This window comes from Pseudomonas sp. GM84, from assembly GCF_000282535.1.
Classification (GTDB): Bacteria; Pseudomonadota; Gammaproteobacteria; order Pseudomonadales; family Pseudomonadaceae; genus Aquipseudomonas.
Map to the genome: position 1 here is coordinate 1 of NZ_AKJC01000317.1, position 17,399 is coordinate 17,399.

Consider the following 17,399-nt stretch of genomic DNA (forward strand, 5'->3'; position numbering starts at 1 on the left):
TACGGCTCGATCGCCTGCAACCGCTGATCCTCCGGCGCCACCTCACGCATCTTCTGCACATACGGCCAGGCCTGCTCCCGCTCCCCCGCCAGGGCATGCAGGTAGATGAGCGAATACAGCAGGTCCGCATCCTCCGGCGCTTGCTGCAAGCCACTGCGCAAGGCTTGCAGCGCCTCGTCACGGCGGTCCAGGCGCGACAGCAGCAAACCCTGGTTGTAGCGAATGCGCGTATTGCCCGGCAACGCCACGGCGGCCTGCTCCATCCAGCCCACCGCCTCGTCCGACCTGCCACGCTCGGCCAGCAGCAAGGCAAGCATGTAGGCAAGGTTGCCTCGGTCAGGCGCCGGCATCTTCTCCAGCGCCACCCCGTCGCGCAGCAGCTGTTCGGCATCGTCCAGGCGCTGGCTGCTGCTGGCCAGGGTAACCAGGTTGACCCTGGCCGGGACGAAATAGGGGTCCATGCGCAAGGCCTGGCGATATTGCTCCATGGCCTGCTCGTCGCGGCCCTGGCGCTGCATCAGCACCGCCAGGTTGAGCCGCCCGCCCGGCAGGTCGGCGTTGCCGCGCAGCCGCTGCTCGTAATCGGCGAGCATGGCGGCGTATGGCTGGCGGTCGGCTTCAGGCAGCTGCGCGGCAGGCACGTCGGCCAGAGCCCGCACGGCTTCGTCACGCACCGCCAGGGCCGGGTCCTGCAACAACGGCAGCAAGGGCGCCACGCGCTGCTCGGGCGGCACGCGGCTGAAGCCGTTCACCGCGTAGGCGCGCACCACCGCGTCCCGGTCCTGCAGCGCCCAGCGCAGGTTGCTGCTGGCCGCAGGCCCCATGCCCGCCAACTGCTCGGCGGCGGTCGCCCTGACGATGGCAGGGTTGCTCTTGTCTGCCAGCACATAGCCCAGTCGGCCAAGGCCAGTACCGGGGTCTTCGCGCACGGCATGGAAGCTCTCGCCGTAATGGGCCGGGCGCTTGGGGTTGGCGAACCAACTGTCGATGGCGCTGGCGGCCCATGCTGGCTGGCGGTCCTTATGGCACGCCGTGCAGGCATCCGGGCCGATGCCCTGGGCAGCCAGGTCGGGCCGTGGAATGCGCAGGGCGTGGTCGCGCCGAGGGTCGACGACCATGTAGTCCTTGCTCGGCATGTGGCAGTTCACGCACTGCGCACCGGGCGAACCGGCAGCATGGTGATGGTGCTCGGGGCTGTCGTAGTCCTTGGCCTGCAGGCCGGCAAAGCGCGTGGTGTTGGGCTGGGTGTTGTGGCATTGCAGGCACAGGCCGTTGCCTTCGATGCGCACCTGGGTGGTGTGCGGGTTGTGGCAGTCGGTGCAGGTGACCCCGGCGGCATACATCTTGCTCTGGGTGAACGAGCCGTACTCGTACACTTCGCCGTCGATCTGCCCGTCGGCGTGGTACAGCCCATTGCGCAGGGTGGCCGGCAAGCTCTGGTCAAGCTGCGGGTGCCCAGGCAACTGGCCGGTGCCCAACCCCTGCCGCCGGCTGTGGCAATAGGCACACTGTTCCACCAGCCCCTTGCTGCCCAACGCCTTGAAATCCACTGCCAGCCCCTGGGCAGGCGAGGCACCCGGATTGCGCGTGGCCCAGTCGACATGGGCCTGGCTTGGCCCATGGCAGCCTTGGCAACCCACGGTCTTTTCCTGCCAGGTGCTGGCAAAGCTGTCCTTGGCATCGTCGTAGTGCTTGGCCAAACCGGTGGAATGGCAGTCGGCGCACATGCCGTTCCAGTTCTGGTAACGGCCGGTCCAGTGCAGCGGGTCGTCCGGGGCGAAGCGTTGCCCGGGATACAGCGAGAACCAGCGCTGGCCGCCCTGCTCTGCCGGCCGGCTGTCCCAGGCGATGGTCAGGGCCTGCAAACGTCCCCGCGATAGCGCCACCAGGTATTGCTGCAGCGGCGAATAGCCAAAGGTGTAGAGCACCTTGAAGTCGGCCGGCTTGCCGTCCTCGCCTTCGATATTGACGAAAAACCCATCGCCCTTGCGATAGAAGCGCGCCTTGACCCCATCCTGGTCGTAGCGCACGTCATTGAAATTGCCCAGCACGTTGGCCGCGCTGGCATCGCGCAGCGCCCAGGCATGGTCGGAATGCTGCCACTGCCCGGCCTGTTCGGCATGGCAGGCCTGGCAACTGCCGGCATCGGCGTAGCCTTCGCGGTCCTTGGCCTGGGCCGGCAACTGGCCCACGCTTGACGCGGCTGTGCTGAGCCCCGCGAAGCACAGGGCCAGCAACATCACACTGATTCCGACAAGCACCCGCAACCCCTGCACTGCCTGTGCACACCACCCCATTGGTCAGCTCCACGGTCATTACTGTTCGCCCTGTAGCAGGCTGTTGTGATGTATCCATGCCCCGAAGCATTGCTTCACCCTAGTACAGGCCGTTCGTTCCTGCGCGTCGGCGCCCGCGACGACTGGCCACAGGAGCCTCTGTGCCGCGCGATTGGGCAAAGTCCAGTTTCCTTTCTAGTATGAGAATTCGAACCGTTTGCGCTGCGCTTCAAGAAGTTTCTCAGGAAGGAGTCGAGGATGCCGTTGCCCGTCGTTAAACACCGTTACCTGCCGTTGTTGCTGGCCCTGGCCAGTGTCGCCGTACATGCCGAGCAAGAAACTACGGGCGAAGACCCGCAACTGATCCGCGTGCTGCTCGCCGCCGAGCTGGAAACCACCCTGTCCAGCCAGATGAGCGGCACCTTGGGCGAACTCAAGACCCGCTTTGGCGAGCATGTGGCCAAGGGCGCCACCCTGGCACGTTTCAACTGCAACGAGGCCCAGGCACGGGACAAGGTCGCGGTGGCGGAGCTGGCCATGGCGCGGCAGAACCTGGAAGCCAAGAAGCAGCTGCGCAAGCTCGATGCCGTGGGCGATATCGAAGTGGCCGCGGCCAACACCGAAGTGCAGAAGGCCGCTGGCGCGCGTGCCATGGGTGAGGCGCAGATGAGCTACTGCCAGGTGCTGGCACCGTTCTCCGGGCATGTCGCCAAGGTGTATGTAAAGCCCTACCAGACCGTCAGCGCCGGTACGCCGCTGTTCGACCTGGTCAGCGACGGCGCCTTGAAGGTGCGCCTCAATGTGCCTTCCAGCCAATTGAAATCCCTCAGCCCCGGCCAGCCGCTTCAGGTGACCGTGCACGAGACAGGCAAGACCTATCCCGCCAAGGTCAGCGTCATCAATGCCCGCGTCGATGCCGTGGCGCAGACCGTGGAACTCGAAGCGCGCTTCGATCAGCGCTTCCCTGAACTGATGGCCGGCATGAGCGGCACCGCGCGGTTCGACCATGACCGTGAATAGGCCGCTCCCGCACCCGCAGTTGCTGCTGCAACTGGACGCCCTGCGCGACAAGGCCATGGCCGCCGAAACCCTGGGCGCCCTGGCGTTCAGCATGGCCAACGACCTGTACCCGCTGCTGCCCTTCCACCAGGCGCTGGTGTTCGAGCAGAACAAGGCCGGCCTCGATCTGCTGTGCGTCTCGGGCCTGGCGCGGCCCAGCGAAGACTCGCCGTACCTGGTCTGGCTCAAGCGCGCCAGCCGCTGGCTGGCCGAGCGCCTGGTCGAACCACAGCCCACCTGGTTGACCCAGGACAACGCCACGCCGCCGGAGGACATCGCCCAAGGCTGGGCCGAGTGGTGGCCCAGCGGTCTATGGTGCATACCGCTGCACGGCCCTGATGGCGAGCGGCTCGGCGTATTGGTGCTGCTGCTGGAAGCAGAACCACCCGCGATGCTGCACCAGCAGCTCGACGGCCTGACGCGCACCTGGGCCTACTGCTGGCGCACGCTCACCCGGCGTCGGCACATCAGCCGCTGGCGCCCCAGCCGCCGCCAGGTGCTGCTGACACTGCTGGTGGCCGGTGCGCTGTTGCTGGTACCGGTGCGGCAGACGGCGCTGGCACCGGCGCAGATCGTCTCGCGCCAGGCACTGATCATCAGCTCGCCCATCGATGGCGTGATCGCCCAGGTGCTGGTGCGCCCCAACCAACCTGTGGAAGCCGGCACGCCGTTGTTCACCCTCGATGAAACCACCCTGCGCAGCCGCGCCGAGGTGCTCGGCAAGGAGGTCGCGGTGGCCGATGCCGAGCTGCTGGCCGCCAGCCAGCGGGCGTTCGACAACCCGCAAAGCAAGAACGAGCTGACCTTGCTGCAAGGCCGGGCCCAGCAGCGCCGGGCCGAACTGGCCGCCGTGCAGGCCCAGTTGCAGCGCACCCAGGTGGTGTCGCCGCGGGCCGGCGTTGCGGTGTTCAGCGACCCCAATGACTGGATCGGCAAACCGGTGTCGACCGGCGAGCGCATCCTGCACGTGGCCGACCCGGCGCAACCGGCGATGCAGATCCAGCTGGCCGTGGCCGACGCCATCGCCCTGGAGCCGGGCGCCGAGGTCACGCTGTTCCTCACCGCCTACCCGCTCAGCCCGCTCAAGGGCAAGATCCTCGAAACCAGCTACCAGGCCAAGGCCGGCGACGACGGCGTGGTCGCCTACCGCTTGCTGGCCAGTATCGACGAGCACTCCGAACATGCCCGCCTGGGCCTGCACGGCACCGCCAAGCTGTATGGCGGCCGAGTGATGCTCGGCTATTACCTGCTGCGTCGCCCGCTGGCCACCGTGCGTGCCTGGAGTGGCTGGTGATGCTCGACCTCAGCGACCTGCCACTGCCGCCGCTGCGCGAAGACCTGCGCCTGTGCGAAGCCGCCGACAACCGCGACGGAGAACCGGCGTGGATGATCCACGACACGGTGATCAATCGCTTCTACCGCATCGGCTGGCTGGAATTCGAATGCCTGCTGCGCTGGGGCCAGACACCGCGCCAGGTCAGTGAACAGGTGTCGCGTGACAGCGCGCTCAAGCCGGATGTCGAGCAGGTGCTGGCGCTGCGTGCCTTTCTCGAACAACACAACCTGTTGCGTCCGGGCGCCGAGCAACTGGCCAGGTTGCAGAGCGCCTTCGATGCGCGCACCTGGTCGAGCTGGCGCTGGTGGCTGCATCACTACCTGTTCTTCCGCATCCCGCTGCTGCGCCCGCAAGCCGGCCTGCAACATCTGGCCAAGGCCCTGGGCTGGCTGTTCCATCCACTCACCGGCGTGCTGGTGATCGCCCTGACCCTGCTGGGGGTGATCCTGGTGATGCAGCAATGGGACAGCTTCACCCATGCGGTGGTGGAATCGTTCTCCACCGAAGGGTTGTTCAGCTTCGCCCTGGCGCTGGTGGTCGCCAAGACCTTGCACGAGCTTGGCCATGCGCTGGTCGCCACGCGCCTGGGCTTGCGCGTCGGGCACATGGGCGTGGCGTTCCTGGTGCTGTGGCCGATGCTGTACACCGACACCGGCGAAAGCTGGAAGCTCAAGCGCGCCCACCAACGCCTGGCGATCGCTTCGGCGGGCATCGTCACCGAACTGTCGCTGGCAGGCCTGGCCACCTTGGGCTGGGCCTTGAGCGACGACGGTGCCCTGCGCAATGCCCTGCTGTACCTGGCGACCACCAGCTGGGTGCTGTCGCTGGCGCTCAACGCCAGCCCGTTCATGCGCTTCGACGGCTACTTCATCCTCAGTGACCTGCTCGATTTCCCCAACTTGCACGAGCGCGCCTCGGCCATGGCACGGGTTGCCCTGCGCCGTCACCTGCTGGGGCTGAACGAGGCCTGGCCGGAGCCGTTTCCCGTCGGCCAGCGGCGCCTGCTGGTGGCGTTCGCCTTCGCCACCTGGCTGTATCGCCTGGTGCTGTTCCTGGGCATTGCCGTGGCGGTGTACCTGTTCTTCTTCAAACTGCTGGGGATCGTACTGTTCATGGTCGAATTGGCGTGGTTCATCGCCTTGCCGGTAAAGCGCGAGCTCAGTCACTGGTGGCAGCAGCGGGCGTTCATTCCCGGGCAGCGCAAGCGGCTGTTCTACCTGTGCCTGGGCCTGCTGGTGCTGGCCTTGGCCGTGCCGTGGCACAGCCAGGTGGATGCCGTGGGCGTGGCCCGTGCCGAACACCAGCTGCGCGTCTACACGCCCTACCCGGCACGGCTCAAGAGCCTGCATGCCCCTGCCCAGGTCAAGGCCGGTGAGGTCCTTGCGGTACTCGATGAACCGGACCTGGATTCGCGCATGCGCAGCAGCGAAGCCAGTGCGCGCAGCTACCAGGCGCGGTTGTCGGGGTTGCTGGCCGACCCCAGCGGGCTGGCCGAGGATGCCGCCACCCAGCAACGCCTGAGGGTGCAGAACGAAGAAGCCCGCTCCGCGCGCAGGGAGATCGCCCGCCTCAACCTGCAGGCACCGTTCGCCGGCAGCTGGCTGGACGTGGACCGCGACTTGCAGCCCGGCCAGTGGCTCAACCGCCAGGAGCCGCTGGGCATCCTGATCGACCCCAGCCACTGGCAGGTCGATGCCTACGTTGCCCAGGACCAGGTGCACCACCTGGCCGTGGGCAACCCGGTGAAGTTCTACCCCGAAGGCCAGGCCACCGCGCTGCACGGCAAGGTACTGGCCATCGGCAGCACCCGCGCCGGGCAGTTGGCCCACCGCATGTTGTCTTCGCATTTCGGCGGCCCGGTGCCCACCAGCGGCCAATCGCTCACGCCCAACGCGGCGTTGTTCCAGGTGCTGATCGCCCTGGATGAGCCGCTGGCCAGCGTGCGCGAAACCCGCGGCAAGCTGCAGATCGAAGGCGAAAAACGCAGCGTGCTGGGCGAGCTGGGCAAATGGTTGCTAGGGGTTGGCCTGCGCGAAAGCGGCTTTTGACACTACCTCTCGGCGGCTGCTTAACCAGCTTCAAAAAACCCGTCTAGGATTGCTTAAGCTCCCGAATTTGCAGTCGAAAACTTATGAGCAGGTAAGGACATGGACATCAAAAGCAGAGCCGGCTTCGCCACTGCCTTGCGCCCCCGGTCGCAAACGGTAGCCCTTGAGCAGCGTATCCTGTTCGACGGGGCCGCCGCGGCGGCGGTCGACCAGCAGCACCACAGCGACCCCGGCACTGCAGACGCCAAGGACAGCAGCCACCCCGCCCCCACCGCCAGCGAAGCACAGACCACCGCGCAGGCCCCTGCGCCACGCAACCTGGTGGTCATCGATGCTCGCCTGGAAAACCGTGACCAGCTGGCCGCCAACCTGCCGGCCGGCACCACGGCGGTGGTGGTCGACCCCGGCCAGGATGCCATCGCCGCCATCAGCAATGCCCTGGCACAGATGGGCAAGGTCGACTCCATCCAGGTGTTCTCCCACGGCGCCTCTGGCCAGTTCACCCTGGGCAACCAGGTGTTCACCCAACAGAGCGTCGAACAACTGGGCGACCGCCTGAGCGCCTGGCGCGGTGAACTCAATGCCGGGGCCGATATCCAGCTGTATGGCTGCGACGTGGGCGCCGGCAGCGCCGGCCAGGCACTGGTCAACGAACTGGCGCGCTGGACCGGCGCCGACGTCGGCGCCTCCAGCAACGCCACCGGCAGCCAGCTGGCCGGCGGCGACTGGCGCCTTGAAGTGCGCAGTGGCGATGTGGACAAGACCATCGCCCTGGCCGCCGCCACCCTCGACAGCTTCCAGGGCCTGCTGGCCGATGCCAGCCCCACCGCCGGCCTGAGCAGCGGCGGCGCCGAGGTGCAGCTTGGTACGCAGTTCAACTTCACCGTGAGCTTCAGCAACCCGTCGACCCAGGAAGGCTACGCGCCTTTCATCGATGTGTTCATGCCGGCCACCGGCCGCGACGGTGATGACGGCGCCAGCTTCGTTTCTGCCACCTATCTGGGGCGAGCGGTAAACAGCATCGTCATCACCTTCGATGCCAGCGGCAATGCCACCCACCCGCTGGCCAAGGACGCCAGTGGCAATCCCCTGGTGATCAACGCCGCCAGCGTCGGGATGAAGCCCGGCGACCAGATGGTGGTGCTGCAATTGCCCTACGCCAGCGTCACCAACGGCCAGCCGAGCATCGACATCCTGATTACCGCGCAGCTGAGCAACCTGGCCGACACCACCTACTCCGACGGTGCGCCCAACCTCACCATCAACACCCGGGCCGGCTTCGAGTACGGCAACGACTCGGTGAACAACCCGGTCCAGGACCCGAGCCTGGTGGAAAGCGCGCTGCACAGTTTCATCGTCACGCCGACCCTGTTGCAGGTCACGCAAACGGTCAACATGCCTGAAGGCGAAACAGTTACCGGGCCGAACTTCACGCGCACCCAGACCGTCACCGTGACCCCGGCACCCGGCCAGACCCTGAACAACGTCACCGTGACCCAGACCGTGCCCGACCAGGTGCATGTCAGCGCCATCACCCCGGGCCCCGGCGGCACCCTGACCTCGGTCACCCTGCACGACGGCACGGTGCTCACCGACCCCGCCGCCATCGCCCTGGCCCTGGCCAACCCCAATGCCTTCGTGGCCAGCTACGACATCCACTACGACACCCTGAGCGGCGCCAGCGAAACCCAGGTCAACTTCTACGTGCCGGAAATCGACGCCAACGGCCGCCCGGTGATCGACCCGACCACCGGCAACCCGGTGACCATCAACTTCGGCACCGCCAGTGTCACCGGTAACTGGAACCCGCTGGACCCACGCGACCGCCCTGTCGACCCGAACGGCTACCCGTTCAGCGAAACCGGCAATGGCCAAGGCATAACCTTCGTCGCCAAGTCCATCACCCTGCTCAAGCAGGTCAACCTGCAGAACGACGTCGGCACCCCCGGCCTCACGCCCGGCGACACCCTGCGCTACACCATGGACGTGGCCATTTCCGACTTCTTCGCCTTCGGCGAGAACATCCTCGAGCAGGGCCAGTTCACCCTGACCGACCTGCTCAGCGACGGCCAGACCTTCGACCCGAGCAACCCGCCCACCCTGATCATCCAGCAGCATGGCGCTTCCCAGGCCATCACCCTGATCTTTACCCAGACGGTGAATGCCGACGGCAGCACCACGCTGGTGTTCGACATTGCCGAATCGATCCGCCGGGCCATTGCCGGCCCAGGCGTTGCGGCACTGTTCGGCGACCTGTACGCCGACGACAACCTGCAGGAAGGCGCCACGCGCATGAGCATCGTCTATGACGCGCTGATCGACGCCACCTACACCTCCGATCACCCGCCCCACGACCAGCTCAACGAAGGCGACAGCATCGGCAACAATGCCACGGTGGATGCCACGGTGCTGCGCGATACGCTCAACATCGGCGGCACTCAGACCGATGGTTCGAGCACCACCAGCACCATCGATACCTCCACGGTCGATATCGAGCTGACCCAGGTCAACGGCGGCAACCCGCCGAGCAACGGCGAACTGCGCCCGGGCGATGTGGTGACCTTCACCATCAGCTACGACCTGCTGGTGGCCGACTACGAGAACTTCAAGCTCACCGCCTACCTGCCACTGCCCCTGCTCGACGCCACGGGCATTACCTGGAGCATCGGCACCGGTGTTGGCCAATGGACCTTCGGCAGCGGCAACAACATCCTCGATGTGCCCGACAGCGTTACCACAGGCCCCGGCAACTCGATCATCTTCGACTTCGGCAACTTCGTCTCCGGCGGCCTCAACGGCGGCACCGTGCAGGTGCGCTTCACCATGAGGGTTGGCGACCAGCCCTTCGCCGACCAGCGAGCGCTCGACGTGCTGGCGCAATCGAGCCAGACCACCACGGTCGACAAGACCGTGCTGACTTCCTCCGACGTGGCAGTGATCGAATCGATCGCAGAGCCGGTGCTGGATATCAAGCATGGCGTGGTGTCCAGCAGCAATGGCACGGTCACCGGCACCACCGGCAGCTGGACCGCCCCCGGCACCACCGGTGTACCGTTCACCGGCAATGTGACCAGCCTGGCAGCAGTGGACGGCAACGTCAGCGGCATCGATGGCGCCGATACCCTGCGCCTGGCCACCGCGCTGAAGAACAGCGGTGGCGGCGGTGCCTTCGATGTCAGCACCAGCATTACCCTGCCCGCCGGCCTGTCGTTCATCGGCGGCAGCCTGGCGGCGGCCAACCTGCAGATCTACCGCGGCGACGGCACCCTGCTGGTGGCGGGCACCGACTACAGCGTCAGCGGCAACACCATCACCTTCAACGACCTGAACGGCCAGGCCGCCTTGCTGGCCGGCCGCAGCGGCACCGCCAACGACCTGTCCGGCGCCAACGTGGTGGTGATCACCTACGACGTCACGGTCGACAATGCCATCCTCGCTTCCAGCACCCTGCAAAGCACGGCGGCACTGACCAAATACGCCAGCGTCGACAATGGCCAGGACTTCACCCCCACCGACCTGGTGGAGGTGGCCAACCAGCAAGTCGCCGCGCCGACCATCAGCAAGACCTACAAGGACGGCAGCCTCACCAACGATGATTCCAGTGCCGGCCACACCACCGGCAGCAACCTGGTGATCGGCGAAAGCATCACCTACGACATCGTCGTCACCCTGCCCGAAGGCGCCACTGGCAGCCTGCGCATCAACGACCTGATCCCTCCGGGCCTGCGCCTGGACCCACGGTTCAATGGCAACCTGGGCTATGAAATCATCACCTTGACCAGCGGCAGCGCCGCCCTGGGGGCGAACTTCAATGGCGTGCTCAACGTCAACCCGCTGACCCTCGACGGCAGCGACGGCGCCGACCTGATGCTGGTGTTCAGCAATGCCGGCGCCAACGCCGACAACGTCACCGGCAACAACAGCTTCGTCATCCGCCTGGTGCTGGTGGCCAGCAACGTGACCGGCAACCAGCAAGGCACCACGCTGAACAATGGCGCGCAGCTGGTTTATAGCGACCCCGACGGCGATACCCCCAACGGCGCGGTGGCGGTGGACCGCAGTGTCAACAGCGCCCAGCAGCCCGGCGTGACCATCGTCGAGCCGACCCTCACGGTGACCCAGCAGATCACCTCGACCCCGTCGTTCGGCGGCTTCGACCAGGGTGATACGGTGACCTTCACCATCACGGTGGCCAACAACTCCGGTACCGATGCGTTCGACATCAGCCTGCTCGACGTGCTGCCGACCGAGATCGACAACCTGGTGATCAGCGGCACCATCCAGTACATCGGCGGCGCCACCAACAACGGCGGGGTCGATTTCGTCATCCTCAACGGCCAACTGGTGACCGCCAACGGTGCCAACATCGACATCGCCAACGGCGGCAGCATCGTCATCACCCTCACCGGGGTGGTCAATGCCTCCGCTGCGGGCGAAGCGGCGATTCCCAACAATGTCCAGGTGCGCTGGAGCAGCCTGGACGGCACCAACAACACCACCGATACCGTCAATGGCGAACGCAGCGGCGACGATGGTTTGCTCAACTCCGGGGTACTGAACGACTACCGCGTGGTAAGCGCCTTGCTGATCCCGGTCACCAACGGCATCCAGGTGTCGCGCGTCGGCGGCGTGACCGATACGCCGCCCGCCAACAACACCAGCGGCGCAACCGATACCAGTGGCCTGCTGGAAACCGTGGTGGTGGGCGAAATCATCCGCTACCGGGTGGCGGTACTGGTGCCGACCGGGGAGAACACCGATTACCAGATCCGCATCGAGCTGGCCGCGGGCCTTGAGTTCATCCCCGCCGACCTCAACAACATCCTGATCGCGATGGTGTCGAGCAACCTCGGCGGTCTGGTCACCGATGCCGGTAATCTGGTCATCAATGACCCGAATACCTTGTACATGCTCGGCAACCAGAACAGCGACGTCGCCTTGCCGATCCACACCGACCTGGGGGGCACGGTCCCCACCGGGATCTTCGACATCAACAACAACCGCCTGCAGATCATCACCAACGCCGATGGCAGCCAGACCATCACCTTCAACCTCGGCAACCTGACCAACACCGAGATCAATGACAGCGATATCGAAGGGGTGATCCTCGAGTTCAACGTGCGTGTCAGCAACGTGATCGGCAACCAGGACACCTCCGGCCAGTTGGGCATGACCGTGTTCGAGCACGTCGGTCCGAACGGCGGCGTCGACCGGGGCCGCAGCGACACGATCTTCGAGCGTGTGGTGGAACCCAGCTTCAGCAACATGGACAAGTCGGTCATCAACGTCGCGCCCGGCACCGTCGCCGGCACCACCGACGCCACGGTGTCGGTCAGCTTTACCCAGAACGGTGGCGTGGCCGCCTACGACACCCACCTGGTCGACCAATTCCCCAATGGCAGCAACTATCAGGTCCAGAGCATCCTGCTCAACGGCGTGCCGCTGAACCTGCTCAACCTGCCCAGTGGCATCAGCTTCAGCGATGGCACCGGGATCACCGTGGACTTCGCCCGGCTGGCGCCCAATGACACGGTGCAGGTGATCTACACCGTCACCCTGCCCAACGTGTCTTTTGCCGACAACGCCGCCAGCGCCGCCGTGCTGACCTGGACCAGCCTGCCCAGCGACTTCGAGAGCACCGGCTGGGGCGGCTCGCTGCCCGCCACCGCCGGCGGCGCCACGGGCGAGCGCAACGGCCAGGACGGCGCCAGTGGCCTGAACAACTACATCCTCAGCGACGGCGCCGGCATGGGTGTGATCCAGGGCAGGCTGTGGGACGACACCCAGAGCGCCACGGACAGCGTCACCCCTGACGGCCCCGGTCTGGACGGCATCGGCGTGACCCTGACCTGGTCCGGCGACGACGGGGTGTTCGGCACCGCCGACGACCGCGTCTTCAGCACCACCACCGCCAACGGCGGCCAGTACCAGTTTGCCCTGGTGCCTTCCGGCAGCTACCTGATCGCCGTGGACCAGAGTCATCAGGCCACCCCGGGCGGCAACTTCCGCGTGCGTATCGACACCGACACCGGTGCGGCGGTCGCGGGCCTGGGCAGCATCAACCTGACCCTGGGCGAAGGCGCCACCGGCACCGCCGACGCCGGCTACGTGCATGTCAACGAGGCGCCGGTGAACACCGTCTCCGACCAGCACGGCCAGGAAGACACGGTAATGCACATCGGTGGCCTGGCCATCAGTGACGTGGACGTGAACGCCGGCAATGCCGACGGCATCATGACCATTACCCTGAGCGTGCTGCACGGGGTCCTCTGGCAAACCGCCACCCCGCCCGCCGCCACTGCCACGCCACCCGCGGGCGCCGGCCGCACGCTGGTGCTCACGGGCACCCTGGCGCAATTGAATGTGTTGCTGAGCCAGCTCTATTACAAAGGCGACCAGGACTTCAACACCTTCCGCAACGCCGAAACCCTGACCATGGTCACCAATGACCAGGGCAACTTCGGCGATGGGCCGCTCAACGGCGACGGCATCCCCGGCCAGAACCCGGCCGATGCACTGACCGACACCGACGTGATGAACATCATCATCGACCCGGTCAACGATGCCCCGGTGGCCCACGCCGACCTGGCCATTGCCGTGGAAGCCGGCGGCTTCAAAAACGCCGACCCCGGGGTGAATCCCACCGGCAACGTGCTGGACAACGACACCGACGTCGATATCCAGACCAACAACGACGTGCTCACCGTCACCCACATTGCCAGCGTCACCAACCCGGTCGGCGTGCCGGTGGATGGCAACCTCGTCACCGTGATCCAGGGGCAGTATGGCACCTTGGTGATCAGGCCCAACGGGGGCTTCCAGTACATCGTCGACAACAGCAACCCGGCGGTGGAGGCGCTGCGCACCGCCGGCAACTTCCTCATCGACACCTTCGGCTACACCATCGTCGACAGCGGCGGCCTGACCAGCAGCGCGATACTGCAGATCGACATCCATGGCACCAACGATACGCCGATAGCCAATGGCGACGTCGCCACCGCCATCGAGGCCGGCGGCACCAACAATGGCACGCCTGGGCAAGACGCCACCGGCAACGTCCTGACCAACGATACCGACGTGGACTCCGTGGCGCTGGGCGAAACCAAACAGGTCAGCGCGGTGCGCTTCGATGGCCTGGGCGGCGGCCGGATCATTCCGGTTGTCAGCGGCCAGCCGACCAGCATTCTGGCCAACTTCGGCACCTTGACCATCAACGCCGACGGCAGCTACCGCTATGTGATCGACAACAGCAATGCCGCCGTGCAGGCGCTGTCGCCCGGGGATTCGCTGGTCGAGCAGTTCACCTACCAGATGGTCGACGCCGGTGGCTTGAGCTCGGTGACCGTGCTGGTGATCACCCTCCAGGGCGCCAACGATGCACCGGTGGCCGTGGACGACCGTGGCACGGCCACCGCCGGTGCCAGTGATGGCAGCCCGGCGCCGGTCAATGCCAGCGGCAACGTGATCACCGGCAACGGTGGCATCGGGGCCGACACCGACGTCGACCGCCTCGACCAGCCGACCGCCACCCAGCTCAAGGTGGACGGCGTGCGCAGCGGCCTTGAAAGCGCTGGCGGCACGCTCACCGCAGTGGCCAACGGCGCACCCGCGAGCATCGTCGGTACCGTGGCCCGCCTGGCCAACAACAGCCTGATCAGCGGCAACTTCGGCCAGCTGACCCTGAACGACGACGGCACCTACACCTTCGTGGTCAACAGCGCCGACCCGGCCATCCGCGCGCTGGCGGCCGGGCAAAGCCTGGACGTGATCTTCACCTACCAGATCCACGACAGCGGTGGGCTGACCGACCAGGCGCAACTGGTCATCACCGTCACCGGGGTCAATGACCCACCCGTGGTCAACCCGGTCATCATCGACGCCATCGAAGCCGGCGGGCTGAACAACGCCATCCCTGGCCTGAACCCCAGCGGCAACATTCGCACAGCGTCCAGCGACCCTGACGGCGACACCTTGACCATCAACACGGTGATCAGCCCCACCGGCAACATTGCCACCCCCGGCCAGGCGCTGGCCGGCAACTATGGCAGCCTGGTGCTGGATGCCCAAGGCAACTACCGCTACGTGGTAGACAACAGCAACAGCGCGGTGCAGGCCCTGCGCACCAATGCCGACCAGCTGACCGAGGTGTTCCAGTACAGCGTCAGCGATGGCAACGGCAAGGTCGTCACGGCCACCTTCACCGTGATCATCCATGGCCGCAACGACACGCCCATCGCCGCCGATGACGCCGCCATCGCCATCGAGGCCGGCGGTGTCAACAACGGCACGCCGGGCCAGACGGGCAGCGGCAACGCGCTGGGCAACGACAGCGATGTGGACGCCGGCGACAGCAAGACGGTCGATGGTATCTACCTGGGCACCCTGGCCGCGGGCGGTACCTTTGTCCAGGTCACTGCCGGGGCCACCGTGGTGGCCGGCACCTACGGCACCCTGAGCATCGATGCCAACGGCAACTACGTGTACACCGTCAACGACAGCCTGGCGGCCGTGCAGGCGCTCAAGGCCGGCGAGCAACTGCGCGAAACCTTCACCTACCGCATGCACGACACCGACGGTGCCAGCTCCCGGGCGCAGATCAACATCACCATCGAAGGTCGCTATGACACGCCGGTGGCGCGCGACGATTTCGCCTTCGCCGCAGCCTTGAACGACGATGGCAGCGGCGGACGCAACCCTACCGGCAATGTGCTGAACAACGATACCGACGTGGATGCCAACGACACCAAGGTGGTTACCGCCGTGGGCGCGGGCGCGGAAAGCAGCAACCCGACCCTCGACCCGCTCACCGGCAGTGCCACCGTCACCACCAACTACGGCACCCTGACCCTCAACGCCGACGGCAGCTACCGCTTCGTGGTCAACTCAAACGACCCCGACATCATTGCCCTGGGCCCGCTGGGCTTCGTCATCCAGAACTACACCTACCAGGTGACTGACGGCGGTGGGCTGAGCGATACCGCCACCCTGACCATCTTTATCCGCGGCGAGAACCAGCCGCCGATCGCCGGCCCCGACCAAGGCCAGGCCATCGAGGCTGGCGGCGTCGACAACAGCATCCCGGGCAGCAACCCCAGCGGCAACGTGATGGACAACGACAGCGACCCGGACACGATCAACATCCTGTTCCCGGAAACCCTGGAAGTGCTGGCGTTCTGGAGTGGCGACGGTCCCCTGCCCGGCAATGCCAGCCTGGTCGGGCAGACCTTGCGCGGCCAGTACGGCGACCTCACGCTGAACGCCGACGGCACCTGGAACTACGTGCTCGACAACAGCCTGCAAGCCGTCCAGGCCCTGCGCGTCAGCGGCCAGACCCTGGTCGACAACTTCACCTACCTGCTGAGCGACATCTGGGGCGGCACCGCCAATGGCTTGCTGAGCATCACCATCGACGGGCGCAACGACTACCCGCAGGCCCATGACGATATCGCCGACGCCGTGGAAGCCGGTGGCGTGAACAACGGCACTGCGGGCGTCGACCCGCGCGGCAATGTGCTGGACAACGACACCGATATCGACGGCGTGCAATACGGTGAAACCAAGACCGTGGTGCAGTACACCGGCGAAAACGGCCGCACCGCCAGTGCGGGCGAAGTGCTCCAGGGCCTCTACGGCACCCTGCTGATCAATGCCGACGGCAGCTACCAGTATCTGGTCGACAACGCCAACCCCACCGTGCAAGCCATGCGCACCGCGGGCGAGTCGCTGCGGGAGGTGTTCACCTACCGCATGCGCGACACTGCCGGCATCACCTCGGATGCGCGCCTGACCGTGACCATCCAGGGCGCCAACGACAACCCGGTGGCCCGCGACGATGCCAACTTCGCCAGTGACCAGGTGCCCGCACCGCACACCAGCGGCAATGTGCTGCCCAACGACAGCGATGTGGACGGCGGTGACGGGCTGACCGTGACCGGCATCCGCACCGGCCAGGAAAACGGCACCGGCACCCCGGGGGTGATCGGCCAGCCCATCGCCGGCCGGTACGGCACCCTGGTGCTCAACGCCGATGGCAGTTACACCTACACCATCGACCTGAGCAACGCCGAGGTGCTGGCAGCAGCGGGCCTCGGCCAGGTGCTCAAGGACTTCTTCACCTACACCATCAGCGACCTCGCCGGAGCCACCGACCAGGCCCTGCTGACCATCACGCTGGATATTTCCACCCCGTACATTCCGCCAGGGCCGTACTTCGACCGCGACAGCCGCGCAGGCACCGCGACGCTGCCCTTGCCGGATGTGTCCCCGGCGATCTTCGTCGCCCCGGTGGTGGAGCGGATCAACGATAACCTGACCCTGTCCGCCTGGGGCGCGGACGGTAGCGATGTGCGCCTGTTCGCCACACCCGAGATAGAAAGCCTGTCGCTCGGCAGCGGGCTTGGCCAGGTCAATGGCCAGTTCGTGGCGCGCGCGGTGGGCGAAAGCCGGCGCGGCAGCGCCGAAGACAAGAACTGGGTCGACGGCCGCCACGGCGTCATCAGCCTGAGCGCTGATGGCCTGCTGCCGGACCCTTCACTGTGGGCACCGTTCCCCACCGACATGGTGCCGGTGGCCCAAAGCAAACCTCAGCCCGCGCATGGCTTCCGTGCGCAGTTGCGTGAAGCCGCCGAACGTCGCGGCAGCAATGCGCCATGAAGTTGATGACTATTCACGGATGGACCA

General features: G+C 66.2%; 5 protein-coding genes. 4 read left to right on the top strand and 1 reads right to left on the bottom strand.

The window, feature by feature from the left end; all coding sequences use genetic code 11:
* On the bottom strand, positions 1-2,240 hold a 2,240-nt coding region (locus tag PMI38_RS22490; protein WP_238540210.1), incomplete at its 3' end, for a tetratricopeptide repeat protein.
* Positions 2,241-2,534: 294 nt separating this feature from the next.
* Between PMI38_RS22490 and PMI38_RS22495 the strand changes: the two genes are divergently transcribed.
* The 4 genes from PMI38_RS22495 to PMI38_RS22510 all read left to right on the top strand — a co-directional run bounded on the left by PMI38_RS22495 (position 2,535) and on the right by PMI38_RS22510 (position 17,372).
* Positions 2,535-3,296 (top strand): efflux RND transporter periplasmic adaptor subunit, encoded by a 762-nt coding sequence (locus PMI38_RS22495; protein WP_008099238.1) that lies wholly within the window; start codon positions 2,535-2,537, stop codon positions 3,294-3,296.
* Positions 3,283-4,629: an efflux RND transporter periplasmic adaptor subunit gene (locus PMI38_RS22500; protein ID WP_008099240.1), complete on the top strand. Its 1,347-nt coding sequence runs from the start codon at positions 3,283-3,285 to the stop codon at positions 4,627-4,629. Before PMI38_RS22495 ends, PMI38_RS22500 begins: the two co-directional genes overlap by 14 nt.
* Positions 4,629-6,719 carry an HlyD family efflux transporter periplasmic adaptor subunit gene (locus PMI38_RS22505; RefSeq protein WP_008099243.1) on the top strand — a complete coding sequence of 697 codons (2,091 nt, stop codon included), beginning with the start codon at positions 4,629-4,631 and terminating at the stop codon, positions 6,717-6,719. The genes PMI38_RS22500 and PMI38_RS22505 overlap by 1 nt, the downstream gene beginning before the upstream one ends.
* Before the next feature lie 99 nt (positions 6,720-6,818).
* Positions 6,819-17,372, top strand: coding sequence for a VCBS domain-containing protein (locus tag PMI38_RS22510; protein ID WP_008099253.1), 10,554 nt, complete (start codon positions 6,819-6,821; stop codon positions 17,370-17,372).
* Positions 17,373-17,399 lie beyond the last annotated feature (27 nt).

What these genes read in the sequence shown, in the direction of transcription:
- PMI38_RS22510 (WP_008099253.1), top strand. Translation starts at nt 6,819, where the DNA reads ATGGACATCAAAAGCAGAGCCGGCTTCGCCACTGCCTTGCGCCCCCGG.
- PMI38_RS22500 (WP_008099240.1), top strand. Translation starts at nt 3,283, where the DNA reads ATGACCGTGAATAGGCCGCTCCCGCACCCGCAGTTGCTGCTGCAACTG.
- PMI38_RS22505 (WP_008099243.1), top strand. Translation starts at nt 4,629, where the DNA reads ATGCTCGACCTCAGCGACCTGCCACTGCCGCCGCTGCGCGAAGACCTG.
- PMI38_RS22495 (WP_008099238.1), top strand. Translation starts at nt 2,535, where the DNA reads ATGCCGTTGCCCGTCGTTAAACACCGTTACCTGCCGTTGTTGCTGGCC.